The organism is Yokenella regensburgei (genome assembly GCF_003634235.1).
GTDB lineage: Bacteria > Pseudomonadota > Gammaproteobacteria > Enterobacterales > Enterobacteriaceae > Yokenella > Yokenella regensburgei.
Window position 1 is genome coordinate 356,209 of the sequence record NZ_RBIZ01000003.1, and the last position, 22,288, is coordinate 378,496.

A 22,288-nucleotide genomic window follows, 5' to 3' on the forward strand; every position below is an offset into this window, starting at 1 on the left:
ATCAGTTAGCGATGAAGCGCTTCTCATCCGTCAGAACCTGCAGCAACAGGCTGAGCTGCGGTTTCTGATCCTTCAGCTTGTCACCTTTTCGATCCCAGGTAGTGTATCTACCGTTGTTTTCGAGTACCACGGTGATTTCCGGCGCGGTGATGGCAAGGGTATTGGTATCCGCCGAGGTCACCCAATACTGGCGACGAGTGGCGCTGAACAGATCCTGACCCTGAGAATATTCATTCGCCGGGGTGCTGACATGTAGCAGACGCTGCATCAGCGTGGTCATCACGTCTTTGTGACCGGTCAGCGTATTAATGCGTTGCGCTGGCGTGCCCGGCCAGTGGATAACCAGCGGCACCTGCAGGGCAGGGCGTGACCAGTCGAAACCATTACGCTGAGCATCCAGCGGAATACCGTGGGCCGCCGTGATGATAACCACCGTGCTGTCCATCTTGCCTGAAGCCTGCAGCGCGTTCAGCACGCGGCCAATTTGTGCATCAACGTCGCCTGCTGCCTGGCTGTAACGGCGGGTAAAGCTCTGCTGCTGGCCGTCATCGATGGTGGTACCGTTCAGTGCCACCCACGAGAACCAGCGGTTATCGTTCTCAGCGTCGTGCTCGAGCCAGTTAATCCACTGGCTGGCAGTTTGTTCATCGCTCTGATCTTTTGCCGGTGGCAATGAGAAATCGGAGAGCAACGCCTGGCGATACATCGGGCTCTGGAAACCATCAGACGAGAACAGCCCCAGCTGGTAACCCTGCTGATTTAGCGCCGTCACCAGCGCCGCTGGCGTGCGCGTCGACAGAATGCCGTCCATGTAGCCTGCGGAAACACCGTAGAACAGGCCGAAGATGCCGCCATCGACGGTGTTACCAGAGCTCATGTGCTGGGTGAAGGTCACGTTTTTCTGCGCGAAGCCTGCCAGTTCCGGCATCAGCTTCTCGTAGCGCGAGTAGTTCAGCCCATCAACCGTAATCAGCAGGACGTTCTGGCCCGGCCCCATATCACGGAAGTGCAGATCGCTCAGTGGATACTGAACGGAAACGGCTTCCGGGTCGCCTTGCTCAATCAAACGACGCTGGAAGTCCTGCGCATCAAGCAGACCATGCTTCTCCAGAAACCGACGGGCGGTCATGGGGTAGGAGAGGGGCAGGTTGGCGCGCTGCATGGTGATCGGCCGATAGAAATTGGCATCCGCCCAGATGTACATCAAATGGGAGGAGATAAAGGAGATAAAGAACAACCACGCGACCGGCACCGCATAGCGGCGGCGACGGGTAAGGCTGCGCAGCTTTTGCCAGCTCCAGGTGGCGAACAGCATCTCAAGCAGCAAAATAACCGGTACGCTGATAAACATCAGCTGCCAGTCTCGCGCGACTTCGTTCTGGTCCGGGTTAATCACCAGTTCCCAGACGAAGGGATTAAGATGGAGGTGGAAGCGGGTAAAGACTTCGGTGTCGATGAGCAGGAGCGTCATTCCGGCGGTGGCGAGGATCGCCGACAGGAAGCGCATCAACCGCTGCGACATGACGATAAACGTCAGTGGAAACAGGATCAGTACGTAGGTGGTAAACACCAGAAAGCTAAAGTGCCCGACAACACTCACCCAGGAGTAAAGTCTCCCGGCAAGCGTTGTCGGCCAGTCGGCGACAAAAAGATAGCGGCTACCGAGAACCATGGCCAACAGCATGTTGAACAGGGCGAACCAGTGCCCCCAGCTAACCATCTGGGAGACTTTTTCTCGGTAAGACTGACGGTAAGTCACCATATGCTGTTGTACGTGTTCCTTAGTGAGCCTTGTCGTCGCTGACGGAAGACTGAAGCGCCTGGGCGAACGAACGGGCAATCGCCTGACGCTGGGCCGGAGCGACGCTGGTATTAATCAGGTTAGTCACCATATTACCCAGCACCATCAGCGACAGGTCGGTCGGCGACTTATGTTTTTCCAGTACGTTGAGCAGTTCACTCAGCAGTTGTTCAACGTGTTCATCACTATAGCGGGAGAGTTGCGGCATAAATCAAAATCTGTTTGTTCATGAAAGGGCAACATATTAACGTAGCACCAGCTTTTTTTCCGCTTTTTTTCTACTCTTGCACAGTCGCGCCGGGGGTGATTGAATACCGCCCGGTCTAAAAGGAGAGTTTAACATGAGTCTGGACATCAACCAGATTGCCCTGCACCAGCTTATCAAGCGTGATGAACAGAACCTTGAGCTGGTGTTGCGCGATACCCTGCTGGAGCCGACGGCAACCGTCGAAGAGATGATGGCGGAGCTGCATCGCGTCTACAGCGCCAAAAATAAAGCTTACGGCATGTTCAATGACGACAGCGAGCTGGCACAAACCCTGCGCCTGAATCGTCAGGGCGAAGAGGACTTTCTGGCGTTCAGCCGCGCGGCTACCGGTCGCCTGCGCGATGAGCTGGTGAAATACCCGTTTGCCGAAGGCGGCATTGTCCTGTTCTGCCATTACCGCTACCTGGCGGTAGAGTACCTGCTGGTTGCGGTGCTGAATAACCTGAACAGCATGCGCGTAAATGAACAGCTGGATATCAGCGCGACGCATTATCTGGATATTAATCACGCCGACATCGTGGCGCGTATCGATCTCACCGAGTGGGAAACCAATCCGGACTCTTCCCGCTACCTGACATTCCTGAAAGGGCGCGTGGGTCGCAAAGTGGCCGATTTTTTTATGGATTTCCTCGGCGCCAGCGAAGGGTTGAATGCGAAAGCGCAAAACCGAGGTCTGCTGCAGGCGGTAGACGATTTTACGGCAGAAGCGCAGCTCGATAAGTCCGAGCGTCAGAATGTGCGCCAGCAGGTCTACACCTACTGCAACGAACAACTGCAGGCGGGAGAAGAGATTGAGCTGGAATCACTCTCTAAAGAGCTTGCGGGCGTTAGCGAAGTGAGTTTCCAGGAATTCACCGCGGAGAAAGGCTATGAGCTGGAAGAGAGTTTCCCGGCGGACCGCAGTACCCTGCGCCAGCTGACTAAATATGCTGGCAGCGGCGGCGGCCTGACGATTAATTTCGACGCCATGCTGCTCGGGGAACGGATCTTCTGGGATCCGGCAACCGATACGCTGACCATCAAAGGTACACCGCCGAACCTGCGTGACCAGCTGCAGCGCCGTACTTCCGGCGGTAAATGACAGCCATAAAAAAAACCCCGCAATGCGGGGTTTTTTTTGACTTGTCAGCGACGATTACGCGCGAACGAAGTCCATGTGAGACAGTTTGGCTTTGAACGCGTGACGCTGTACAGCCTGAACCTTCACTTTTTCTTCTTTGCCGTCGACAACCAGAGTCAGAACTTCGCTGTAGAATTCAGGTTTGTTCTGCATGTTCCACAGTTTGTCGTGATCCAGTTCGATTGCAACCGGAGCAGCTTCGCCACCATAGATGATAGCCGGGAACTTGTTAGCTGCGCGCAGGCGGCGGCTCGCACCCTTACCCTGCTCTTTACGTGCTTCTACGTTGATAGTAAACATTGATATCTCTCTTACTTAATGTAATTCCTGCTACAGGCGACCCAGCAGCAGGTAAGTGATCTGCTTTGCATATGGAATGCAAAAGCGGGCGGCATTATAGCCGCGAAAGCATTTCGCATCAATGGAAAAGCGACATTCAGCGCAACTCATTGGCCCGACGGAAGCGTCCCTCGTAGTCGAAGACCTTTTCACGGACCTGCCAGAACTGGCCTTTCTTACGCGCCACAACGAAATCGGGATGGCGCAGCAGAGGCTCCTGCGCCACGATATCAGCGGCCGTTATCCAGCGCAGCGGAACGCCCGGCGTGCGGGTGTGTGGGCGGATAAATAGCTGTTCGAACGCTATACGCTGGGCAGGGGTGTGCAGACGAAAACGCTCGCTTACGTCCGCGCCGTCTTCGTCGAAATAGGTGATTTTCAGCCATTCGCCTTTCTCATCCGCCCCGTGCTGCAGCTGCATGCCGCTGCAGCGTAACACCAGCGCGTCTTTGAGCTTCAGCGCCGCTTTCAGCATATCGTCCGGGTCAACCAGCACGGTATCGCACTCGCGGCAGCGGCGGGCGGCAATATCGTTTTCGGCATTACATTGCGGGCAGTTTTTAAAGCGGAAGCGATAATCGCACTGTTCGCGGTTGCCGTCGTCATCCTCAAGCCACCCCTGGCAGCGACGACCGAAGTGCTCAATCAGCGTACCGTCGGCGGTGGTTTTCCCCCAGAAGGTATTGGCAAAGCCGCATCCTGGGCAGAAAACCTGTACCGGGACGTTGTCACTTTTCCCTTTTGGTGCCCCCACTTCCGGGGTGTAAAGGTCGTGTGGATTACCGGCATAGTCGAGGATCAGGCAGTCGGTCTTCCCCGGGGAGAGGCGCAGTCCACGTCCCACAATCTGCTGATACAGGCTAACGGACTCGGTCGGGCGCAGAATCGCAATCAGGTCGATATGCGGAGCATCAAATCCGGTGGTCAGTACCGCGACGTTGACCAGAAAACGAAACTGCTGCGCTTTGAAGGCGGTTATCAGCTCATCGCGCTGCGGGCCCGGGGTTTCGCCGGTAATCAGAGCCGCATCGTCTGCGGGCAGCAGGCCGGTGATTTCCCGTGCGTGCTCGACGGTGGCGGCAAAAATCATCACCCCTTTGCGCGCTTCGGCGAACTCAATTATCTGGCTGATGATGTGCGGCGTCACGCGTTGCTGTTTTTTCAGCTCGCGGTTGAGGTCTGCCTCACTGAAAAGACCATTGCTCTGCGCCTGCAGACGGCTGAAATCGTACTGCACCACCGGCATATCGAGCCGCTCCGGCGGCGTCAGATAACCGTGCTTTATCATATAGCGCAGCGGGAGCTCATAGATGCAGTCGCGAAACAGGGCTTTCTCGGTACCGCGCACCATGCCGTGGTAGTGGAATTGATAGATCCAGCCTTTACCCAGACGAAAAGGCGTAGCGGTGAGCCCGAGCAGGCGCAGGTGCGGGTTTACCCCGGTCAGATGATTAAGGATTTGCTGGTACTGGCTCTCTTCGTCGTCGCCAATGCGGTGGCATTCATCGACAATCAGCAGCGAAAACTCGGCCTGGAAATGGTCAAGATTACGGGCGACCGACTGAACGCTGCCAAACACGACTTTGCCGTGGCTCTCTTTGCGCTTAAGCCCGGCGGCGTAAATATCGGCATCGAGGCCAAGGGCACAATATTTAGCATGGTTCTGCGCGACCAGCTCTTTGACATGCGCCAGCACAAGCACGCGGCCACGCGCGAGCCTTGCCAGCTCGGCAATGACGAGGCTTTTTCCGGCACCGGTGGGCAGCACTATCACTGCCGGTTCGCGGTGACGACGAAAGTGGGCGAGGGTGGCGTCGACGGCTTCCTGCTGGTAGGGACGAAGGGTAAAAGTCATAACTCAATGATATCCATTAACAGCCACATAGTATGCCACGAATCTTTTTCCTTGAGTGCCGGAAGGAGCCCGTTATACTGGTTTCTGTTATTACTTCTTTTTTCGGGATCTGTGCCCGACCTCCGGCATTATTACAGGCTAAAAAAACCTCATGCGACTTGATAAGTTTATCGCTCAGCAACTCGGCGTCAGCCGTGCTATTGCCGGGCGCGAGATCCGCGGCAGCCGCGTTACCGTGGATGGCGACATTGTTAAAAACACCGCGTTTAAACTCGAGCCAGAGCACCATGTTGAATACGATGGTAATGCGCTGACTCAGCAGAACGGGCCACGCTACTTCATGCTTAATAAGCCGCAGGGCTACGTGTGCTCCACTGATGATCCGGATCATCCAACGGTGCTGTACTTCCTCGATGAACCTGTTGCGCACAAACTGCATGCAGCGGGGCGTCTGGATATCGACACCACGGGGCTGGTACTGATGACCGACGACGGTCAGTGGTCGCACCGTATTACGTCGCCAAAACACCACTGCGAAAAAACCTATCTGGTGAACCTGGAATCGCCGGTGAGCGACGATACCGCTGAACAGTTTGAGAAAGGCGTTCAGCTGCACAATGAAAAATCGCTGACCAAACCGGCGGTGCTTGAAGTGATTACGCCAACGGAAGTGCGCCTGACGATTAGCGAAGGTCGTTATCATCAGGTCAAACGTATGTTTGCAGCGGTGGGGAATCGCGTTGTCGGACTGCATCGTGAGCGCATTGGCGATATCACGCTCGACCCGAGCCTTGAGCCCGGAGAATACCGCCCGTTGACGGCAGAAGAGATTGCCTCCGTCGGTGCGCCGTCCAGTTAACTTCAGGAGTGATGCGTGACGACCAGGAAACACTCTTCGCTGGGCATTATTTTGATCCTTGGCCTGCTGGCCATGCTGATGCCGCTGTCTATCGATATGTACTTGCCTGCGCTGCCGGTTATCTCCGCGCAGTTTGGCGTACCGGCAGGCAGTGCGCAGATGACCCTGAGTACCTATATTCTGGGCTTTGCGGTCGGGCAGCTGTTGTATGGTCCGATGGCCGACAGTATCGGGCGTAAACCCGTTATCCTCGGCGGTACGCTGGTGTTCGCGGCGGCGGCGGTGGCCTGTGCGCTGTCGCAGACTATCGATCAGCTGATTATCATGCGCTTCTTCCATGGCCTGGCGGCCGCGGCGGCGAGCGTGGTGATCAACGCCCTGATGCGCGATATTTATCCGAAGGAAGAGTTCTCCCGCATGATGTCCTTCGTCATGCTGGTGACGACCATTGCGCCGCTGGTGGCACCGATGGTGGGGGGCGCGGTGCTGGTGTGGTTTAGCTGGCACACCATCTTCTGGATCCTCGCCGTTGCCGCGCTGCTCGCCTCAACGATGATCTTCTTTTTCATCAGCGAGACGCTGCCGGTGGAGCGGCGACAGAAGTTCCACATTCGTACCACGCTGGGCAACTTTGCTACGCTGTTCCGTCATAAGCGGGTGCTGAGCTACATGCTGGCAAGCGGTTTCAGCTTTGCTGGGATGTTCTCCTTCTTAAGCGCCGGGCCGTTTGTTTACATCGAGCTTAACCACGTGGCGCCGCAGCACTTTGGCTATTATTTTGCGCTGAACATCGTCTTTTTGTTCATTATGACGATTATTAATAGCCGCTTTGTGCGGCGCATCGGGGCGCTCAACATGTTCCGCGCCGGGCTTTGGATCCAGTTCGCGATGGCGATATGGATGGTGGTGTGCGGTCTGCTGGGCGTTGGCTTCTGGTCGCTGGTGATCGGCGTGGCGGCGTTTGTTGGCTGTATCTCGATGATTTCGTCAAACGCGATGGCGGTGATCCTTGATGAGTTTCCGCATATGGCGGGAACCGCATCGTCGCTTGCCGGGACATTCCGTTTTGGTATTGGGGCAATCGTGGGGGCACTGCTGTCGCTGGCGACCTTTACTTCCGCCTGGCCGATGCTGATTTCTATCGCGCTTTGCGCAACGCTTTCTATCCTTTTCTACCTTTACGCCAGCCGTCCGCGCAAAGCTGGGTAAAAATTCAGCATTTATCATTAAAAACAGGGGCTAAATCAGCCCCTTTTTTGACGCATATCAACGGAAATCCGCTTCTGATTAGAGATATATGTTTCCTCTATGTAAAATCAATTTATGTAAAAAGTCACATCGTTGTAGACAAAAAGGTTGTTTTAGATCACAGAAACGGGTACATATAGCGCCAAAATGCATTCGTGAACGTTTTGTAAAACACAAGATAATAAGTCGTTAAGCCGCACCGGGTGCGGGTTTCCGTGTTTCTGTTTGGTATGCAGGACTAAATGTCAACGATGTGTTAAAATTGATGTGAATAAATTGTGAAGCATTTTGCTTCCGGGGAAATATCGTGAATACTATCCAGCTTTCTATTGTCCACCGCCTGCCCCAGAGCTATCGCTGGTCGGCCGGTTTTGCAGGTTCCAGAGTTGAACCGATTCCGCAAAACGGCCCACAGAACGATAACTGCCTGGTCGGCCTGAAATTGCTGAGTCCGGATGGCGAAAAAGCCTGGCCGGTAATGCATACGCTCAGCCAGGCGCTGACCGATATCGAAGTCGCCTGTTCCGTACTGGAGTGCGAGGGTGAGCCGTGCCTGTTCGTCGAACGACAGGACGAATTTGCTGCCACCTGCCGACTGAAGAATTTTGGCGTGGCTATCGCCGAACCTTTTTCTGGCAACAACCCGTTCTGAACGTCAGCTAAGCGACAATAGCTGGCGGGTATATTCCTGCTGCGGTGCGGCAAATACGCGCTGACATTCTCCCTGCTCCACGACTTCTCCCTGACGCAATACAATCACCTGATGGCACAGTGAACGCACTACGTGCAGATCGTGGCTGATAAAAATGTATGCCAGACGATACTTCTCCTGCAGTGCTTTCAGCAGGGTGAGGATTTGCGCCTGTACGGTTCTGTCGAGCGACGACGTCGGCTCATCCAGCACGATAAGCTCTGGTTTTAAGATAAGCGCACGGGCAATGGCGATACGCTGCCGTTGGCCACCGGAAAAGGCGGCCGGATAACGCAAGCGGCTGTCAGGCTCTAATCCCACCTCCTGCATCACCCGGATCACTTCCTGCTCGCGCTGTTCTGCGCTGAGGGTGGGCTGGTGAACGCGTAAACCTTCCTCGATGATCTGCTGGACGTTAAAACGCGGGTTAAGCGATGAATTCGGATCCTGGAACACCACCTGAATCCGATGGCGCAGCGGTAAGAGCTGTTTGCGGTTGCGCCCCTGAAGCGGCTGGCCGTCAAAGACGATGTTGCCTTCAGAGGCGATAAGACGCAGCAGCGCCAGCCCGGTGGTGCTTTTCCCGGAGCCCGATTCCCCCACCAGTCCCAGCGTTTCTCCGGCGTGCAGCGTAAAGCTCACGTTGCGCACCACCTGATTGTTATCCACCACCTTGCGCAGAATGCCTTTTCGCACCGGGAAAGCCACGCTGAGGTTCTCAACGCTGAGCAGCGGACGGTTTTCTTCCCGCAGCGGCACCGGGTTACCGGAAGGCTCGCTGTTGAGCAACCGGCGGGTGTAGGGGTGTTGAGGCGCGAGGAAAAGGGCCGCGGCACGGTTTTGCTCGACGCAGCGACCGTTTTGCATCACCGCGACATTATCCGCCAGTTTACGCACAATGCTCAGGTTGTGGGTGATGAACAGCAGACCCATATTGAGCTCGTTGCGCAGTTCACGCAGCAGTTGCAGAATTTGCGCCTGAACGGAGACGTCGAGCGCGGTAGTGGGCTCGTCGGCAATCAGCAGCTCAGGTTTGGTGAGTAACGCCATGGCAATCATCACCCGCTGGCGTTCACCGCCGGAGAGCTGATGCGGGTAGTCGGCAAGGCGTTTTGCGGCGTTGCGAATACCGACTCTGTCGAGACAGTCGAGGATCTCGGCGCGCGCCGGGATTTTGCGCATCCCCCGATGCAGCGAAAGCACCTCATACAGCTGTTTCTCGAGAGTATGCAGCGGGTTGAGCGAGACCATCGGCTCCTGGAATATCATCGCGATACGGTTACCGCGTACTCCGCGCAGGGTGCGCTCGTCGGCATGCAGCAGCGACTGGTTGTGAAACAGGATGTCACCGGTGGGGTAGCTTACCGGCGGCTGTGGCAGCAGGCGCAGTACCGACAGCGCCGAGACGCTTTTTCCGGAACCGGATTCCCCGACCAGCGCCAGCGTTTCACCGGCCGCTATCTGCAGCGACAACTCGCTGACCACCGTGCGGCTTTTTCCTCTGTCGGTGAAGGCGATGGAGAGATTATCAATCTGTAGTAAGGGCGTACTCATGCTACACCGCCTTGTTCGGGTCGAAGGCATCGCGCACGGCTTCGCCTATAAAAATCAGCAGTGATAGCAGCACTGCCACCGAGAGAAACGCGGTGATACCGAGCCACGGTGCCTGCAGGTTGTTTTTGCCCTGTAGCAACAGCTCGCCAAGCGACGGCGAACCCAGCGGCAGACCGAAGCCAAGGAAATCCAGCGAGGTCAGCGTGGTGATAGAGCTGCACAAAATAAAGGGCAGGAAGGTGAGGGTGGCCACCATCGCGTTTGGCAGCATATGGCGAAAGATAATGCCGCGATCGTTAACGCCCATTGCCTGGGCGGCGCGGATATAGTCAAAGTTACGCGTGCGCAGAAACTCCGCGCGTACAACGCCTACCAGCGCCATCCAGCCAAAAATAACGGTAATGGCCAGCAGCCACCAGAAGTTGGGTTGCACAACGCTTGAGAGCAGGATGATGAGAAACAGCGTCGGCATTCCTGACCACACTTCGATAAAACGCTGGCACCACAGGTCAATCTTACCGCCGTAATAACCCTGAATCGCCCCGGCAAATACGCCCATTACGCTTGAGCACAGCGTCAGCATCAGGCCGAACAGCACCGAAATACGCGTGCCGTAGAGAATGCGCGCCAGCACGTCACCCCCGTTGGCATCGGTACCCAGCCAGTTGGTGGCCGACGGCGGGGAGGGGAAGGGCTGGTCGGTGGCAAAGTTAATACTGCTGGCGCCAAAGCGAATCGGTGCCCAGATAACCCAGCCGTTCTCTTTTAACTGCTTTTGCAGCCAGGGATCCTGGTAATCGGCGTTGGTCGCGAAATCACCGCCAAACTGGGCTTCGGTATAGTCTTTAATAAACGGTACATACAGGCTACCGCGGTATTCGACCAGCAGCGGCTTGTCGTTTGCCAGCAGTTCGGAGAACAGGCTGCAGGTAAACAGGATGAGGAACAGCCATAGCGACCAGTAACCGCGACGGTTGTGGCGAAAGCGAGCCCAACGGGCTTCGTTGACGGGGTTTAAACGCAACATCAGCGGCCCTCAAAATCAATGCGCGGATCCACCAGCGTATAGCTGATGTCGCTCAGAATGTTCAGCAGCAGGCCAATCAGGGTGAAGATATACAGCGTGCCGAACATCACCGGGTAGTCGCGCGAGATAGTGGCTTCATAACCCAAAAGCCCCAGGCCGTTAAGTGAGAACATCACTTCAATCAACAGCGAGCCGGTAAAAAACATACTGATGAAGGTAGCGGGGAAACCGGCGATAACCAGCAGCATGGCGTTACGAAAGATATGCTTCCACAGAATGTTCTTCTCACTGACGCCTTTGGCCCTGGCGGTCACTACGTACTGTTTACGGATCTCATCGAGAAATGAGTTTTTGGTCAGCATCGTCAGTGCCGCAAAACCCCCGATCACCGTCGCCAGCACCGGCAGGGTGATATGCCACAGGTAGTCCGTCACCTGTTTATACCAGGGCAGGCTATCGAAATTCGCGGAGGTCAGCCCGCGCAGCGGGAAAAGATCGTACCAGGTGCCGCCCGCGAAAATCACAATCAGCAGAATGGCGAACAGAAAGGCTGGAATGGCGTAGCCGATGATGATGAACGCGCTGCTCCAGGTATCAAAACGGCTGCCGTTATGCACCGCTTTACGGATCCCAAGCGGGATCGACACCAGATAGATAATAAGCGTACTCCACAGCCCCAGCGACGCAGAGACCGGCAGGCTCTCTTTGATGAGCTGTAGCACCGAGGCGCTGCGGAACAGGCTGTTGCCGAAATCGAAACGCAGATAGTCGCCGAGCATCTTGAAATAGCGTTCGTGAATAGGTTTATCGAAGCCGTAGCGATGGGTTATCTCGGCAATGACTTCAGGATCCAGGCCGCGGCCACCGCGATAGTGACTGTCGCTGATGTTGCTCACCCCGGTACGGGCATGGCTTGCCCCCATTCCCTCGGCGCCACCGCCCGGCATCGCGCCGCGATCGCCAAACTGAATGGCGGCAATCGCCTGATCTACAGGGCCACCTGGAGCAATCTGTACAATGAAAAAATTAATGGTGATGATGGCCCACAGCGTGGGGATCACCAGCAATAATCGGCGGATCAGATACGCACCCATACTACTCCTTAACGTCGGTCCGCAGGCAGCTTCGCCGCTTTGTTAACGTCATACCACCAGGTGTCGAACCCGAGGGAATATACCGGACGCACCGCCGGATGAGAGAATTTATCCCAGTAGGCTATTCGGTCCTCAGCCATATACCACATCGGTAACTGGTAGTAGTTCCACGTCAGCACACGATCCAGGGCTCTGCCCAGCGGCAGGAGCTTTTGCTTATTGCCCTGCCAGCGGATAATGTCGCCGATAAGTTTATCGACAACCGGGTTTTTGACGCCCGGCGCATTGTAGGTGGAATCAATGTACTCCGAGGCCCAGGCAATCCGCAGGCTGGAGCTCGGCCAGGGGGTTGCCTGCCAGAGTACCGGCATCATGTCATAGTCGCGGCTGCGCAGACGGTTATTCAACTGGGCGTTATCAATCTGGCGGATATCCAGCGTCACCCCGATACGGCTGAGACTGTGCTGGAACGGCAGCACCCACTGGTTGTTGCCTCCGGCGCTCAGCAGCAGCTCAAAGCGCAGGGGTTGGCCGGTTTGTGCATTCACGCGCTGCTTGCCTTTCAGCGGCCAGCCTGCGGCATCCAGCAGCTGGTTGGCTTTCAGCAGATTTTCACGGTCGAAGCCATCGCCGTTTGAAACCGGTGGTTGATAAATCGAGGTAAACACCTCCGGCGGCAGCTCATTTTTCATCGGCGCCAGCAGGGTGAGCTCGTCGGCATCCGGGTAGTTGCGCGCCGCGTATTCGGTATTCTGGAAATAGCTGTTTGCCCGACTGTAGGCCGAGTAAAACAACGCTTTATTCATCCATTCAAAGTCAAAGGCGAGCGTCACCGCCTCACGCACGCGGCGGTCGGCAAACACCGGACGCTGAATATTAAAGGCCAGCCAGCGAGTATCCTGAGCCGAGGTATTCTTCTGTTCATCCTTCACAATGTTGTGATTGGCGAAGTTCTTGCCGATGTAGCGGGTCGCCCAGTTTTTGGCGCTGCTCTCCACGCGCATATCGAAGGCCCCGGCTTTGAAGGCTTCGAACGCGACGTTGTCATCAAGGTAATAATCGTAGCGGATGGTGTCGAAATTCCAGCGTCCACGGTTTACCGGCAGGTTTGCCGCCCAGTAGTCTTTCACCCGCGAGTAAACAATATACTGGCCCATTTTCCACTGGGTTATTTTGTAGGGACCGCTTGCCGGAGGTGGGGTAGAGAGCGGATCGCTGAGCTTATGGTTGCGCCAGAAATTCTCCGGCATGATGGGCAAAGAGAGCAGGCTGAGCATGTTTTCTTTGTCGGGCTTGGCAAGCGCAATGCGTACGGTCAGAGGTGCAATGGCCTTAACCGTGGTGCCCTTATAAATCAGGCGGAACTGTGGCACCCCTTCGGTCATAAATTTGTTGAAGGTGAAGGCCACATCCTTAGCGGTGATGGGGGAGCCGTCGTGATAGCGCGCGCGGGGATTAATGGTAATTTCAGCCCACGAGAAGTCAGCAGCGTAGCGGGCCATGTCGGCAACCAGCGGATAGTAGCTTCCCGGTTCGTCATCGGAGGTGGTAAACAGGGTGTCGTACAGCGACTCGGTGCGCACGCCTGCTTTGCCGCGCAGGGCATAACGGTTGAAGTTATCGAAGGTGCCGAGCTCGGCGAGGGTAACGGACCCCCCTTTTGGTGCCGCCGGATTAACGTAGTCAAAATGATGAAAATCAACGGCATACTTCGGTTCACCGATAACGGAAAACGCGTAGCTTTCTTTTATAGCTTGGGCGTGGCTCTGCATGCAGAACAGGGTCAACATCAGGATTAACAGGCGTACAATCATCACCAGACGGCGTCCTCCCAGGTTAGCTAACGTTCTGTCTCAGAAGAATAATAAGAGACCCTTAGTCGGTTGTGAAATAATTTGCCGGGAGCGAGTGCGCCTTGACGAACTGCTCTAAGGTTAGCGGTCGGCTAATCCAGTACCCCTGCAGGAAATTCACCCCATGATCGCGCAGCCAGTGCGCCTGCTCCTGCGTCTCCACGCCTTCGGCAACCGTGACCAGTTTCATCTTTCTGGCAAGCGTCAGCACGGTATCAAGCACCGGTGAGGTGACGGTCTCCGTCCCGATAGCGTTAATAAAGCCGCGATCGATTTTCAGGTAGTCAAAAGCGTAGCGCTCGAGATAAATCAGCGCGCTGTGGCCGGTACCAAAATCGTCGATAGCCACCTCAAAGCCCTCGTGGTGTAGCCATTCAAAGGCCTGCATCGCATTTTTATGGTGCAGCGTATCGCGCTCGGTAATTTCCAGTACCACCTGGAAGTAGTTCGGCGGCAGCGAGGCGCTAAAGGTGCGCATATCGTCGCGGAAGCTCTCGGCATGAAGATGGCCCGGCGCAATATTTATTCCAAGCTTTGCCCCCGGCGGCAGAAGTTTTTGCAGCGTGGCGGCGTCGTCGGCAATGAGCTCAAACAGATGGCGGGTGAGGGGGACGATAAGCTGCTGCGCTTCAGCAAAATTAATGAATGCGTCCGGTGGGATCTCGCCTGCCACCGGATGATTCCAGCGCATCAGTACTTCGACCCCTCGAATTTTCATATCTTCGGTGGAGACTACCGGCTGGTAAACCACATAGAACTGGTTACGTTTAATCGCCGAGAGGATCTCTTTACCGGGGCTGATGCGGATACTGAGAATGTAGTAACACAAGAGGCCAGTCACCAGGCCTACCACCAGCAGCAGCAGCAGGGCGTATTGCACATCATCCCGGGTCCAGAACTGTCCATAGAGGTAAATTTGCACCGGTAAATCGTTGAGGCTGGCGGTCCGGACCGGTTTCTGCGGCAGGGTAGCCGGGTCTATCAGATGTTGAGTGAAGGAGGTCAGCGCCAGGTGATTGACCACCAGTGCGATGCCGGAGAAATTGTTCTGTTCACCAGAGTAGAGAATAAACGGCGTCAGGTTGGCATTAACAGAGGCAAAGACCCCACGGTTTTTCATTAACGGGCTACGTACCCACAGCGCAAAGGCTGGGCTTGACGGCAGCATCGGGGTACCAGGCAGGATAGTCATATCCATCGCTTTACTGAGATCGATCTGCGGGACCAGCTCTTCGAAGGGGACGTTCATGGGCCCGGTGGCCGACGAGCACACGGCGCGCTTATCCGTCACCAGTAAAAAGGCTCGAACGTTAACGCTAAAAGCGGCACGGGCGGTAAGCTCTTGCTGGATCTGTTCGCAAGGGCTCATCGTTAGCGGTTGCAGGTAATCGACGGTGCTGCGTAGATCGGAGAAGTAGCCGTTCAGGTAGTTTTGCAGGTCCTTAATGACCGTATCGAACTGCTCGGAACGTTTGTGGTGGATCACCGAAAACTGAATACCTCCGGCCAGTATAGCGGCAACCAGTCCAACCAGAATACTGGTGAACAGGATCTTACGGCCAACGGAGAAGTAGCGGGTGAACATAGATGGACATTATCCCTGAGCGTAAAGCGTGATGATATGATATTGGCCGCTTGCCGCATCCGTGTCATGGCGAGGGCGCAAAAAAGCAAAAAAAAACACTGCCGCAGCAGTGTTTTCCTGTTCATGCCTGCCGGCCAAGGGTAACCGACATGCAGAGAATTTACGAACGGCTCAGAACCCGGCGCGCTTCGTTGTAGCGTTTATTCCAGTATGGCTCGTTCATGCTGGAGATAGTTACGCCGCTGCTGGTGGAGGCGTGAACAAACTGGTTGTTGCCGATATAAATCCCGACATGACGACCCGTTGAGCCTGCACGGAACAGAACTAAATCACCGGTGCGCAGCTGATTGCGCTTAATTGATTTACCGGTTTCCTGTTGCTCCCAGGTGGAGCGAGGTAACTCGAGGCCGAACTGCTCGCGGAATGTACGCTGTACAAAGGACGAACAATCTACGCCACGTTTGGTTTCGCCACCCAGACGGTAACGAACACCTTTCCAGCTTGCGTATTGATCCATCAGACGGGTTTTCACGTCGAGGTTACGCACCATGGTTTCAAATTCATCCTGAGAGGCTTGCAGTGACGAGGCATCTTCTATGCCCACAGCACGCGTCTCAGGATGCATATTCTTGGCGGTATTACTGGTACTACATGCGGAGAGAAGGACCGCGACTGCTACGGCGGGGATAGCCCGCAACACATATCTCAAAATCGGCTGAGATTTGACCATTTCGTTTATTTTCCCTTGAAGTCCTTAACGAAAAAATCGTTATAAAAAATGCCAAACGTGTCGAGACTAAATACCTGCCGGCAATGAGACAATTCTTTATCTACAAAACTGTGGGCTACCGCACAAAATTATTCAAAATGTGAATAATTGAGGTCTGTACAGCAAAACGAGATTGAGGTTACCTCATCAGGGTGACCATTGCGAGCGCTTTTGCCGCTTTTTTTATAAGAAAATGTGATACAGAAAGTGACAAAATAGCATAGCGCAAAATAGCAGCAATTTCGGATAAAAATTATCCAATTCGCTCATTTATAAGCGCTTTATTGTGACGAGAAGATGACAAGATTGAATAAAAAAACGGCAGTCAATTATCAAGGATCGAAAACGATCCTTGATAATGAGCGTTAATTAATTCGGATTAGTGATGGCTATTTTGCGGTGGCCATGTGGGTAAATAACGTTCAAAAAAGCCAACGACCTTGTCGCTGAGCGGAGTCATCAGTACCCAGGGCAGGCCAATCAGAACGGCAGAAAGCGATCCGACGGCAATATCGCTGAACCAGTGGGCGCCAATCATGACGCGTGGGAAGGCAAAAACCACGGTAATTATCAGGGAAATTAACAATGCTTTCACACCGAAATAACGCCACATAAAACCGCTGAATATGAGCAGCATCATCCCATGATCGCCGGGAAAACTGGCTTTTGAGGCATCTTTGGTGGGGAAAGATATTATGTCACTGACCCGATAAATATCCTTAAACCACAGCGTTGGGCTCATGCGCTTAACCGGTAGCAGATGCTGTGCCAGCTGGTTAATAGTCACTGCCGCCAACAGCATGGTCAGCCCGATGGCGATAATGCGGCGTTTGCCGTGGGCATCGCTTGAAAACCAGTAACAGAGCATCAGGCAACCCATCGCCAGGAGGGAGCAGGCGTCAAAGGCGCGGGTATTGGTGATGGCAAGGAACCAGGCCCAGGTGCGGCTGGCACCCAGACCCTGGTTAAAGAAGTGGAAAATGGTGGAGTCCAGCGGTAACCAGTAGCCATGACTGACCGGCAGGTACCAGGATAAAAACAGCGCCGCACCTGCAGCGCTTAAGAGCAGATTCAAAGAAAGTCGGGTATTCATCACTGTACTATTTAAAACGAGAAGCAAAACGTCGCTAACGGATACGGAGCTTTAAAAGCGCACTCTGGAGGCTGTTCCAGTCGGCGTCTGACTCATTGATAAGCTCAATGCGGCTATCGGGAGGTGCTACGCTCTGCGTTTCAATATGCAGATCCAGCCCCTGGCGGTTGATACGCACCAGACCCTCCGGGATACGCATTACCCCTTTTACGCGGGTGACCGGGGCGAGCCGCGCCCACTCCAGTAAACCAATGGTATCAAACTCGGTGTCAGGGTCAAAAATCCAGCCGCAGGCGTGGTAACCCTGACCGCTGTTCGCGCTGCGCCGCCAGCGCTGGTTCTCCGGCAAACTCAGGGCGGCAAGCCCTTTGCGTGAGGCGTGACTGTGAGCATGCTCGGCGCTCTCCGGCAGCGGGGTAAGGTTGCTACGCGGGAGATCCAGCAATCTTTGCGGCAGATTGCCCTGAGTGGCGATATAACGCTCGCGGCCTTCGCCGTGTTGTTGCCACCACTGCTCCAGGGCTTGCTGGCTCTCAACGGTTGCGCGGTCAGCTTTGTTAGCGATAACCACGTCCGCCGCCGCCAGCTGGTCGCGGAAGTTTTCGTTGTTCAGCACTTTGTCGTCCAGGAGCTGACGAGGGTCAAGCAGGCACAGGGTGGCGCGCAAATCTATCCACGGCTCATAAACCGGAGCGGTCAGAATATCGAGGATTTGTTTCGGGTGCCCAAGGCCGGTGGGCTCAATAAGCAGGCGGTCGGGTTTTCCCTGTCGCAGCAGCGTGTTCAACCCCACCTGCATCGGCAGACCGTTGACGCAGCACATGCAGCCACCAGGGATCTCTTTTAACAGCGCACCGCTGTCGGCGAGCAGGGCGCCATCTATACCCACTTCGCCAAATTCGTTAACCAGTACGGCCCACTTTTCGTCAGCGGGCTTATTCGCCAGCAGGTGCAGAATAGACGTGGTTTTGCCGCTACCGAGAAACCCGGTAATGAGGTTTGTTTTCGTCACGTTCGCTCCAGGAGGTCACTATTGTAATGTTGTAACAGTTCTATCCTGACGAAAAAAAGGCAAAAAGAGAAGGTTTGCGGCGGGCAGATTGTCTCTCTGCCCGCTAAATAGCAGAAACTGTTAAAGATTCAGGGTGGAAATGAGCGCCTGACGAGCACCCAGAGTACAGAGTTTTTGCCAGGCGTGATCCACGGCGGCGACAAACTGAGGATTTCGCGGCAGGTCTGCACCAAAAATTTCGCTGAGGGTCAGCAGTGCCGAAACGCGGTCTGATTCGGTGGAGTTGTCCACCAGAGTACGAATTTTATCCGCCAGCGGATCGCGCACGTCGATAGCCTGCCCCGCGTCATCCGTCCCGCTGACGTAGCGCATCCAGCCGGCAACGCCCAGCGCCAGCAGCGGCCAGTTGGTGTGGCGGGCCAGATGAATGCGGATACCGTCGAGCATCCGCTGCGGTAGTTTCTGACTGCCGTCCATCGCTATCTGCCAGGTGCGGTGCTTCAGCGCCGGATTGCTAAACCGTTCTGTCAGGCTGTCGGCATAGGCATTCAGATCAACGCCGGTGATGCTGAGCGTTGGGGCTTGCTCTGCAAGCATCAGGCGTCTGGCGGCATGACGATATGCCACATCCTGCATGCAGTCGCTGATGTGCTGAAAACCGGCGAGATAGCCCAGCCAGGCGAGGAATGAGTGGCTGCCGTTGAGCATCCTGAGTTTCATCTGTTCCCAGGGGAGTACGTTTTCCACCATCTGGACGCCCGCGGCTTCCCACTCCGGACGACCGGCGACAAAATTATCCTCCACCACCCACTGGATAAACGGTTCGCAGCTAATGGCGCAAGGATCGGCCACCCCGAGCACAGCCTCGATTTCGGCGAGCGATTCATCGGTTGCCGCAGGCACGATGCGGTCAACCATCGTACCGGGGAAACTCACGTTGTCCGCAATCCAGGTTGCCAGTTCAGGTGAGCGTTTGCTGGCCATCCCGAGGACCGCGTGCTTCACCACGTGGCCATTGTCGGGAATATTGTCACATGACAGCACCGTGAAAGGAGAGAGACCACGCTCGCGGCGGCGGTGGAGCGCTTCCACCAGAATGCCCGGCGCTGAGTGCGGTTCCGTCGGATTCTCCAGGTCGTGAATGATACGCGGTTGGTTGACGTCAAGGCTGCCGGTTGCCGGGTCGATGCAGTAACCCTTCTCGGTGATGGTCAATGAAACGATCGCCACCTGCGGCTCGCAGAATTTTTCGATAATCGCGGCCAGTGAATCGAGACGTGCGTTAAGACACTCGTGTACCGCGCCAACAACAATGGCCTGGTTGCCCTCAGCGCCTTTCTCCAGCACTGTAAAAAGGTGATCCTGCTCGCGAAGCTGTGCCATCAGAACGTCGCCGCTGAACAGGCTTATTTCGCAAATACCCCAGTCACCACCGCGGGCGTTAAGCACCCGGTCAGTCAGTAACGCCTGGTGTGCCCGGTGGAAGGCACCAAAGCCAAAGTGCACGATCCGCGAGCGCAGAGCCTGCCGGTCATAGGTGGGGAGCTGCACGCTGTCAGGCAGGGCGGTGGTGGCGATGTTCTTCATTATATATACACCTGGATAACTAATGGTTAACAATTGTCAGTGTAAAGTTATATGACAGCAATTGAAATTGGTGTGCCGTATTTCTCTGTGGATTGTGAGCTGGATCAATCAACCTGGCGCGTTATGTTGATCATTTTGCTTAAGCCTGTATGGTAGTCGTCATTCAGCTTTCCATTATTGGTATAACAACTTGAGAGGGTGAGACAATGGAGCAAACCTGGCGTTGGTATGGACCGAACGATCCGGTATCGCTTGATGATGTGCGCCAGGCGGGCGCCACCGGTGTTGTGACCGCACTGCACCACATTCCGAATGGCCAGGTCTGGCCGATTGAAGATATTCAGAAGCGTCAGGCGATGCTGGCTGAAAAAGGACTGACCTGGTCGGTGGTTGAGAGCATCCCGGTCCACGAAGATATCAAAACCCACAGCGGCGAATACGCGACCTGGATTGCTAACTATCAGCAGAGCATCCGTAACCTCGCGGCCTGCGGTATTGATACCGTCTGCTACAACTTCATGCCTATTCTCGACTGGACCCGTACCGACCTCGAGTATCAGCTGCCGGACGGCTCACGTGCGCTGCGTTTTGACCAGATTGCTTTCGCTGCCTTTGAACTGCATATCCTTAAACGTGAAGGCGCGCAAGCGGACTACAGCGAAGAAGAGCAGCGCCAGGCGCAAGCCTACTTCAACGCGATGAGTGCTGCAGAAATTGAAAAACTGACCCGCAATATTATCGCGGGGCTGCCGGGCGCCGAAGAGGGCTATACCCTCGATCAGTTCCGCGCACGTCTGGCGGAGTATGACAACATCAGCAAAGCTCAGCTGCGTGACAATATGGCCGTGTTCCTGCGGGCGATTGTGCCGGTAGCGGAAGAGGTGGGCGTGCGTCTGGCGGTTCACCCTGACGATCCGCCACGCCCGATCCTCGGTCTGCCGCGCATTGTTTCCACTATTGAAGATATGCAGTGGCTGAAAGAGACCGTCGACAGCATCAACAACGGCTTCACCATGTGTACCGGCTCTTATGGCGTGCGCGCCGATAACGACCTGGTGAAGATGATTGAAACCTTTGGCGATCGTATCCACTTCACCCACCTGCGTTCCACCTGCCGGGAAGAGAATCCAAAAACCTTCCACGAAGCGGCGCATTTGCACGGCGACGTCAATATGGTGGCGGTCGTTGATGCGATTCTGGGCGAAGAGCAGCGACGTAAGAAAGCGGGCGATCTGCGACCAATCCCGTTCCGCCCGGACCACGGGCACCAGATGCTTGACGATCTGAAGAAGAAAACCAACCCTGGCTATTCGGCGATTGGTCGACTGAAGGGGATGGCGGAAGTACGCGGCGTTGAGCTGGCGCTGAAGATGACCAAATATCCTGACCTGCTGTAAGCGCAGGGAAAATAAAAAAGGACGGTCATTACCGTCCTTTTTTTATCAGTCCGCGCGACCCATGTAGCGCTTCTCTTCGATATGGATTCGGATTTTCTCACCGGTGGTGAGATATTCCGGAACCTGTACCACCAGACCGGTAGTCAACGTAGCAGGCTTGGTGCGAGAACTCGCGGAAGCCCCTTTGATGCCCGGCGCCGTCTCAACGATTTCCAGATCGACAGTCTGCGGCAGCTCCAGCGCCAGCAGTTGGCCGTCCCAGGTCAGCACCTGCATATCCGGCATACCGCCTTCCGGAATGAACAGCAGCTCTTCTTCAATCTGATCTTTGGTAAAGGTATATGGGGTGTAGTCTTCTTTATCCATGAACACGTATTCGTTGCCGTCGACGTAGGAGAAATCGACGAAGCGACGGGTCAGGGTCACGGTATCCAGAATGTCATCACCTTTAAAACGCTCTTCTACTTTAAGACCGGTACGGACGTCAGAAAAACGCATTTTGTACAGCGTTGCGGCGCCGCGGGCGCTCGGTGACTGAATGTCAATATCTTTTACAATCAGCAGCTTGCCGTTGTAGTTCAGCACCATACCTTTCTTAATCTCATTCGCTCTTGGCATTGCAGTAATCCTGTGTACAAGGGTGTCGAAAATATCGCGTCAAAGTACTCGCGCCGGGGCTTCCAGGCAAGCGGAATTCGCGGGTTTTGTGAAAAGGTGATAAGGTGCGCAACCTGACGCCCGAGAGACGCCATTATGGAATGCCGCCCCGACTGCGGTGCCTGCTGTACGGCACCTTCAATATCAAGCCCGATCCCCGGAATGCCTGGCGGCAAGCCGGCGAATACCCGTTGCGTACAGCTCTCCGACGAGAACCTGTGCAATATCTTTGGTTCGAGCCTGCGCCCGAAAGTATGTAGTAGTTTAAAACCTTCCGTTGAGATGTGTTGTACCAATCGTGAGGAAGCGATGACGTACCTGCTGTATCTGGAAGAGAGTACTTCGTAAACAGCGTGACGAGGCTCTCAACAGTTATTCCTTCAGGGAATGACTGGCATGATTATTGTTCATTTTTGGAATCCCCTACGTTTGCTATACTGCTTTCCGGATTCGCGGCTTATTAACGTTTCGTCGCTAAT

The 22,288-nt window shown here is 55.1% G+C and carries 20 protein-coding genes; 6 read left to right on the plus strand and 14 right to left on the minus strand.

Features of this window, described 5'->3' with window-relative positions; translation table 11 throughout:
• Window position 1 precedes the first annotated feature (1 nt).
• Window positions 2–1,762, minus strand: coding sequence for an LPS biosynthesis-modulating metalloenzyme YejM (gene yejM / locus C7387_RS01755; RefSeq protein ID WP_120815906.1), 1,761 nt, complete (start codon window positions 1,760–1,762; stop codon window positions 2–4).
• A 19-nt stretch (window positions 1,763–1,781) separates the two neighbouring features.
• The gene (locus C7387_RS01760) at window positions 1,782–2,009 is read right to left on the minus strand and encodes a YejL family protein (RefSeq protein WP_006820891.1); all 228 of its coding nucleotides are present in this window, start codon (window positions 2,007–2,009) and stop codon (window positions 1,782–1,784) included.
• A gap of 133 nt (window positions 2,010–2,142) precedes the next feature.
• Between C7387_RS01760 and yejK the strand changes: the two genes are divergently transcribed.
• A complete protein-coding gene (yejK, locus tag C7387_RS01765; RefSeq protein ID WP_120815907.1) occupies window positions 2,143–3,150 on the plus strand; it encodes a nucleoid-associated protein YejK in 1,008 nt (335 codons plus the stop codon).
• A 54-nt stretch (window positions 3,151–3,204) separates the two neighbouring features.
• Here yejK and rplY read toward each other — a convergent pair whose 3' ends face one another.
• Window positions 3,205–3,489 carry a 50S ribosomal protein L25 gene (gene rplY / locus C7387_RS01770; protein ID WP_006820889.1) on the minus strand — a complete coding sequence of 95 codons (285 nt, stop codon included), beginning with the start codon at window positions 3,487–3,489 and terminating at the stop codon, window positions 3,205–3,207.
• A gap of 136 nt (window positions 3,490–3,625) precedes the next feature.
• The gene (gene radD / locus C7387_RS01775) at window positions 3,626–5,383 is read right to left on the minus strand and encodes a DNA repair helicase RadD (RefSeq protein WP_120815908.1); all 1,758 of its coding nucleotides are present in this window, start codon (window positions 5,381–5,383) and stop codon (window positions 3,626–3,628) included.
• A gap of 151 nt (window positions 5,384–5,534) precedes the next feature.
• Here radD and rsuA point away from each other — a divergent pair, with 151 nt between their 5' ends.
• The 3 genes from rsuA to C7387_RS01790 all read left to right on the plus strand — a co-directional run bounded on the left by rsuA (window position 5,535) and on the right by C7387_RS01790 (window position 8,142).
• Window positions 5,535–6,242 (plus strand): 16S rRNA pseudouridine(516) synthase RsuA, encoded by a 708-nt coding sequence (gene rsuA / locus C7387_RS01780; RefSeq protein ID WP_006820885.1) that lies wholly within the window; start codon window positions 5,535–5,537, stop codon window positions 6,240–6,242.
• Between the two features lie 15 nt (window positions 6,243–6,257).
• Entirely contained in the window at window positions 6,258–7,451 is a 1,194-nt protein-coding gene (locus C7387_RS01785; protein WP_006820884.1) for a Bcr/CflA family multidrug efflux MFS transporter, read from the plus strand.
• Window positions 7,452–7,797: 346 nt separating this feature from the next.
• Window positions 7,798–8,142 carry a YejG family protein gene (locus C7387_RS01790; protein WP_006820883.1) on the plus strand — a complete coding sequence of 115 codons (345 nt, stop codon included), beginning with the start codon at window positions 7,798–7,800 and terminating at the stop codon, window positions 8,140–8,142.
• Between the two features lie 3 nt (window positions 8,143–8,145).
• On the opposite strand, the gene yejF is transcribed toward C7387_RS01790, so the two are convergent.
• From yejF to C7387_RS01840, 9 genes are all read right to left on the minus strand, one after another.
• Window positions 8,146–9,735 carry a microcin C ABC transporter ATP-binding protein YejF gene (yejF, locus tag C7387_RS01795; protein WP_120815909.1) on the minus strand — a complete coding sequence of 530 codons (1,590 nt, stop codon included), beginning with the start codon at window positions 9,733–9,735 and terminating at the stop codon, window positions 8,146–8,148.
• 1 nt (window position 9,736) lies between these two features.
• Complete coding sequence (locus C7387_RS01800) at window positions 9,737–10,762, minus strand: microcin C ABC transporter permease (RefSeq protein ID WP_120815910.1); 1,026 nt, start codon at window positions 10,760–10,762, stop codon at window positions 9,737–9,739.
• Window positions 10,762–11,856: a microcin C ABC transporter permease YejB gene (locus tag C7387_RS01805; RefSeq protein ID WP_120815911.1), complete on the minus strand. Its 1,095-nt coding sequence runs from the start codon at window positions 11,854–11,856 to the stop codon at window positions 10,762–10,764. Before C7387_RS01805 ends, C7387_RS01800 begins: the two co-directional genes overlap by 1 nt.
• Window positions 11,857–11,864: 8 nt before the next feature.
• Complete coding sequence (locus tag C7387_RS01810) at window positions 11,865–13,670, minus strand: extracellular solute-binding protein (protein WP_120815912.1); 1,806 nt, start codon at window positions 13,668–13,670, stop codon at window positions 11,865–11,867.
• A gap of 61 nt (window positions 13,671–13,731) precedes the next feature.
• On the minus strand, window positions 13,732–15,294 hold the full coding sequence (locus tag C7387_RS01815) for a cyclic di-GMP phosphodiesterase (protein WP_006820878.1): 1,563 nt from the start codon (window positions 15,292–15,294) through the stop codon (window positions 13,732–13,734).
• 160 nt (window positions 15,295–15,454) lie between these two features.
• Window positions 15,455–16,024 (minus strand): bifunctional murein DD-endopeptidase/murein LD-carboxypeptidase, encoded by a 570-nt coding sequence (gene mepS, locus C7387_RS01820; RefSeq protein ID WP_006820876.1) that lies wholly within the window; start codon window positions 16,022–16,024, stop codon window positions 15,455–15,457.
• A 418-nt stretch (window positions 16,025–16,442) separates the two neighbouring features.
• On the minus strand, window positions 16,443–17,156 hold the full coding sequence (locus C7387_RS01830) for a phosphatase PAP2 family protein (RefSeq protein WP_038256345.1): 714 nt from the start codon (window positions 17,154–17,156) through the stop codon (window positions 16,443–16,445).
• A gap of 34 nt (window positions 17,157–17,190) precedes the next feature.
• Window positions 17,191–18,168, minus strand: coding sequence for a CobW family GTP-binding protein (locus C7387_RS01835; protein WP_038256346.1), 978 nt, complete (start codon window positions 18,166–18,168; stop codon window positions 17,191–17,193).
• Window positions 18,169–18,288: 120 nt separating this feature from the next.
• A complete protein-coding gene (locus C7387_RS01840) occupies window positions 18,289–19,755 on the minus strand; it encodes a mannitol dehydrogenase family protein (protein ID WP_120815913.1) in 1,467 nt (488 codons plus the stop codon).
• Between the two features lie 206 nt (window positions 19,756–19,961).
• On the opposite strand from C7387_RS01840, the gene uxuA reads away from it, so the two are divergent.
• The gene (gene uxuA, locus C7387_RS01845; protein ID WP_038256350.1) at window positions 19,962–21,152 is read left to right on the plus strand and encodes a mannonate dehydratase; all 1,191 of its coding nucleotides are present in this window, start codon (window positions 19,962–19,964) and stop codon (window positions 21,150–21,152) included.
• Between the two features lie 45 nt (window positions 21,153–21,197).
• On the opposite strand, the gene yeiP is transcribed toward uxuA, so the two are convergent.
• Window positions 21,198–21,770: an elongation factor P-like protein YeiP gene (gene yeiP / locus C7387_RS01850; protein ID WP_006820871.1), complete on the minus strand. Its 573-nt coding sequence runs from the start codon at window positions 21,768–21,770 to the stop codon at window positions 21,198–21,200.
• A 135-nt stretch (window positions 21,771–21,905) separates the two neighbouring features.
• On the opposite strand from yeiP, the gene C7387_RS01855 reads away from it, so the two are divergent.
• The gene (locus C7387_RS01855; protein ID WP_006820870.1) at window positions 21,906–22,157 is read left to right on the plus strand and encodes a YkgJ family cysteine cluster protein; all 252 of its coding nucleotides are present in this window, start codon (window positions 21,906–21,908) and stop codon (window positions 22,155–22,157) included.
• Window positions 22,158–22,288 lie beyond the last annotated feature (131 nt).

Bases quoted from the DNA above. Each gene is read 5' to 3' on its own strand.
- yejM (WP_120815906.1), bottom strand. From the start codon at position 1,762: ATGGTGACTTACCGTCAGTCTTACCGAGAAAAAGTCTCCCAGATGGTT.
- C7387_RS01760 (WP_006820891.1), bottom strand. From the start codon at position 2,009: ATGCCGCAACTCTCCCGCTATAGTGATGAACACGTTGAACAACTGCTG.
- yejK (WP_120815907.1), top strand. From the start codon at position 2,143: ATGAGTCTGGACATCAACCAGATTGCCCTGCACCAGCTTATCAAGCGT.
- rplY (WP_006820889.1), bottom strand. From the start codon at position 3,489: ATGTTTACTATCAACGTAGAAGCACGTAAAGAGCAGGGTAAGGGTGCG.
- radD (WP_120815908.1), bottom strand. From the start codon at position 5,383: ATGACTTTTACCCTTCGTCCCTACCAGCAGGAAGCCGTCGACGCCACC.
- rsuA (WP_006820885.1), top strand. From the start codon at position 5,535: ATGCGACTTGATAAGTTTATCGCTCAGCAACTCGGCGTCAGCCGTGCT.
- yejF (WP_120815909.1), bottom strand. From the start codon at position 9,735: ATGAGTACGCCCTTACTACAGATTGATAATCTCTCCATCGCCTTCACC.
- C7387_RS01800 (WP_120815910.1), bottom strand. From the start codon at position 10,762: ATGTTGCGTTTAAACCCCGTCAACGAAGCCCGTTGGGCTCGCTTTCGC.
- C7387_RS01805 (WP_120815911.1), bottom strand. From the start codon at position 11,856: ATGGGTGCGTATCTGATCCGCCGATTATTGCTGGTGATCCCCACGCTG.
- C7387_RS01810 (WP_120815912.1), bottom strand. From the start codon at position 13,670: ATGATTGTACGCCTGTTAATCCTGATGTTGACCCTGTTCTGCATGCAG.
- C7387_RS01815 (WP_006820878.1), bottom strand. From the start codon at position 15,294: ATGTTCACCCGCTACTTCTCCGTTGGCCGTAAGATCCTGTTCACCAGT.
- mepS (WP_006820876.1), bottom strand. From the start codon at position 16,024: ATGGTCAAATCTCAGCCGATTTTGAGATATGTGTTGCGGGCTATCCCC.
- C7387_RS01830 (WP_038256345.1), bottom strand. From the start codon at position 17,156: ATGAATACCCGACTTTCTTTGAATCTGCTCTTAAGCGCTGCAGGTGCG.
- C7387_RS01840 (WP_120815913.1), bottom strand. From the start codon at position 19,755: ATGAAGAACATCGCCACCACCGCCCTGCCTGACAGCGTGCAGCTCCCC.
- uxuA (WP_038256350.1), top strand. From the start codon at position 19,962: ATGGAGCAAACCTGGCGTTGGTATGGACCGAACGATCCGGTATCGCTT.
- yeiP (WP_006820871.1), bottom strand. From the start codon at position 21,770: ATGCCAAGAGCGAATGAGATTAAGAAAGGTATGGTGCTGAACTACAAC.
- C7387_RS01855 (WP_006820870.1), top strand. From the start codon at position 21,906: ATGGAATGCCGCCCCGACTGCGGTGCCTGCTGTACGGCACCTTCAATA.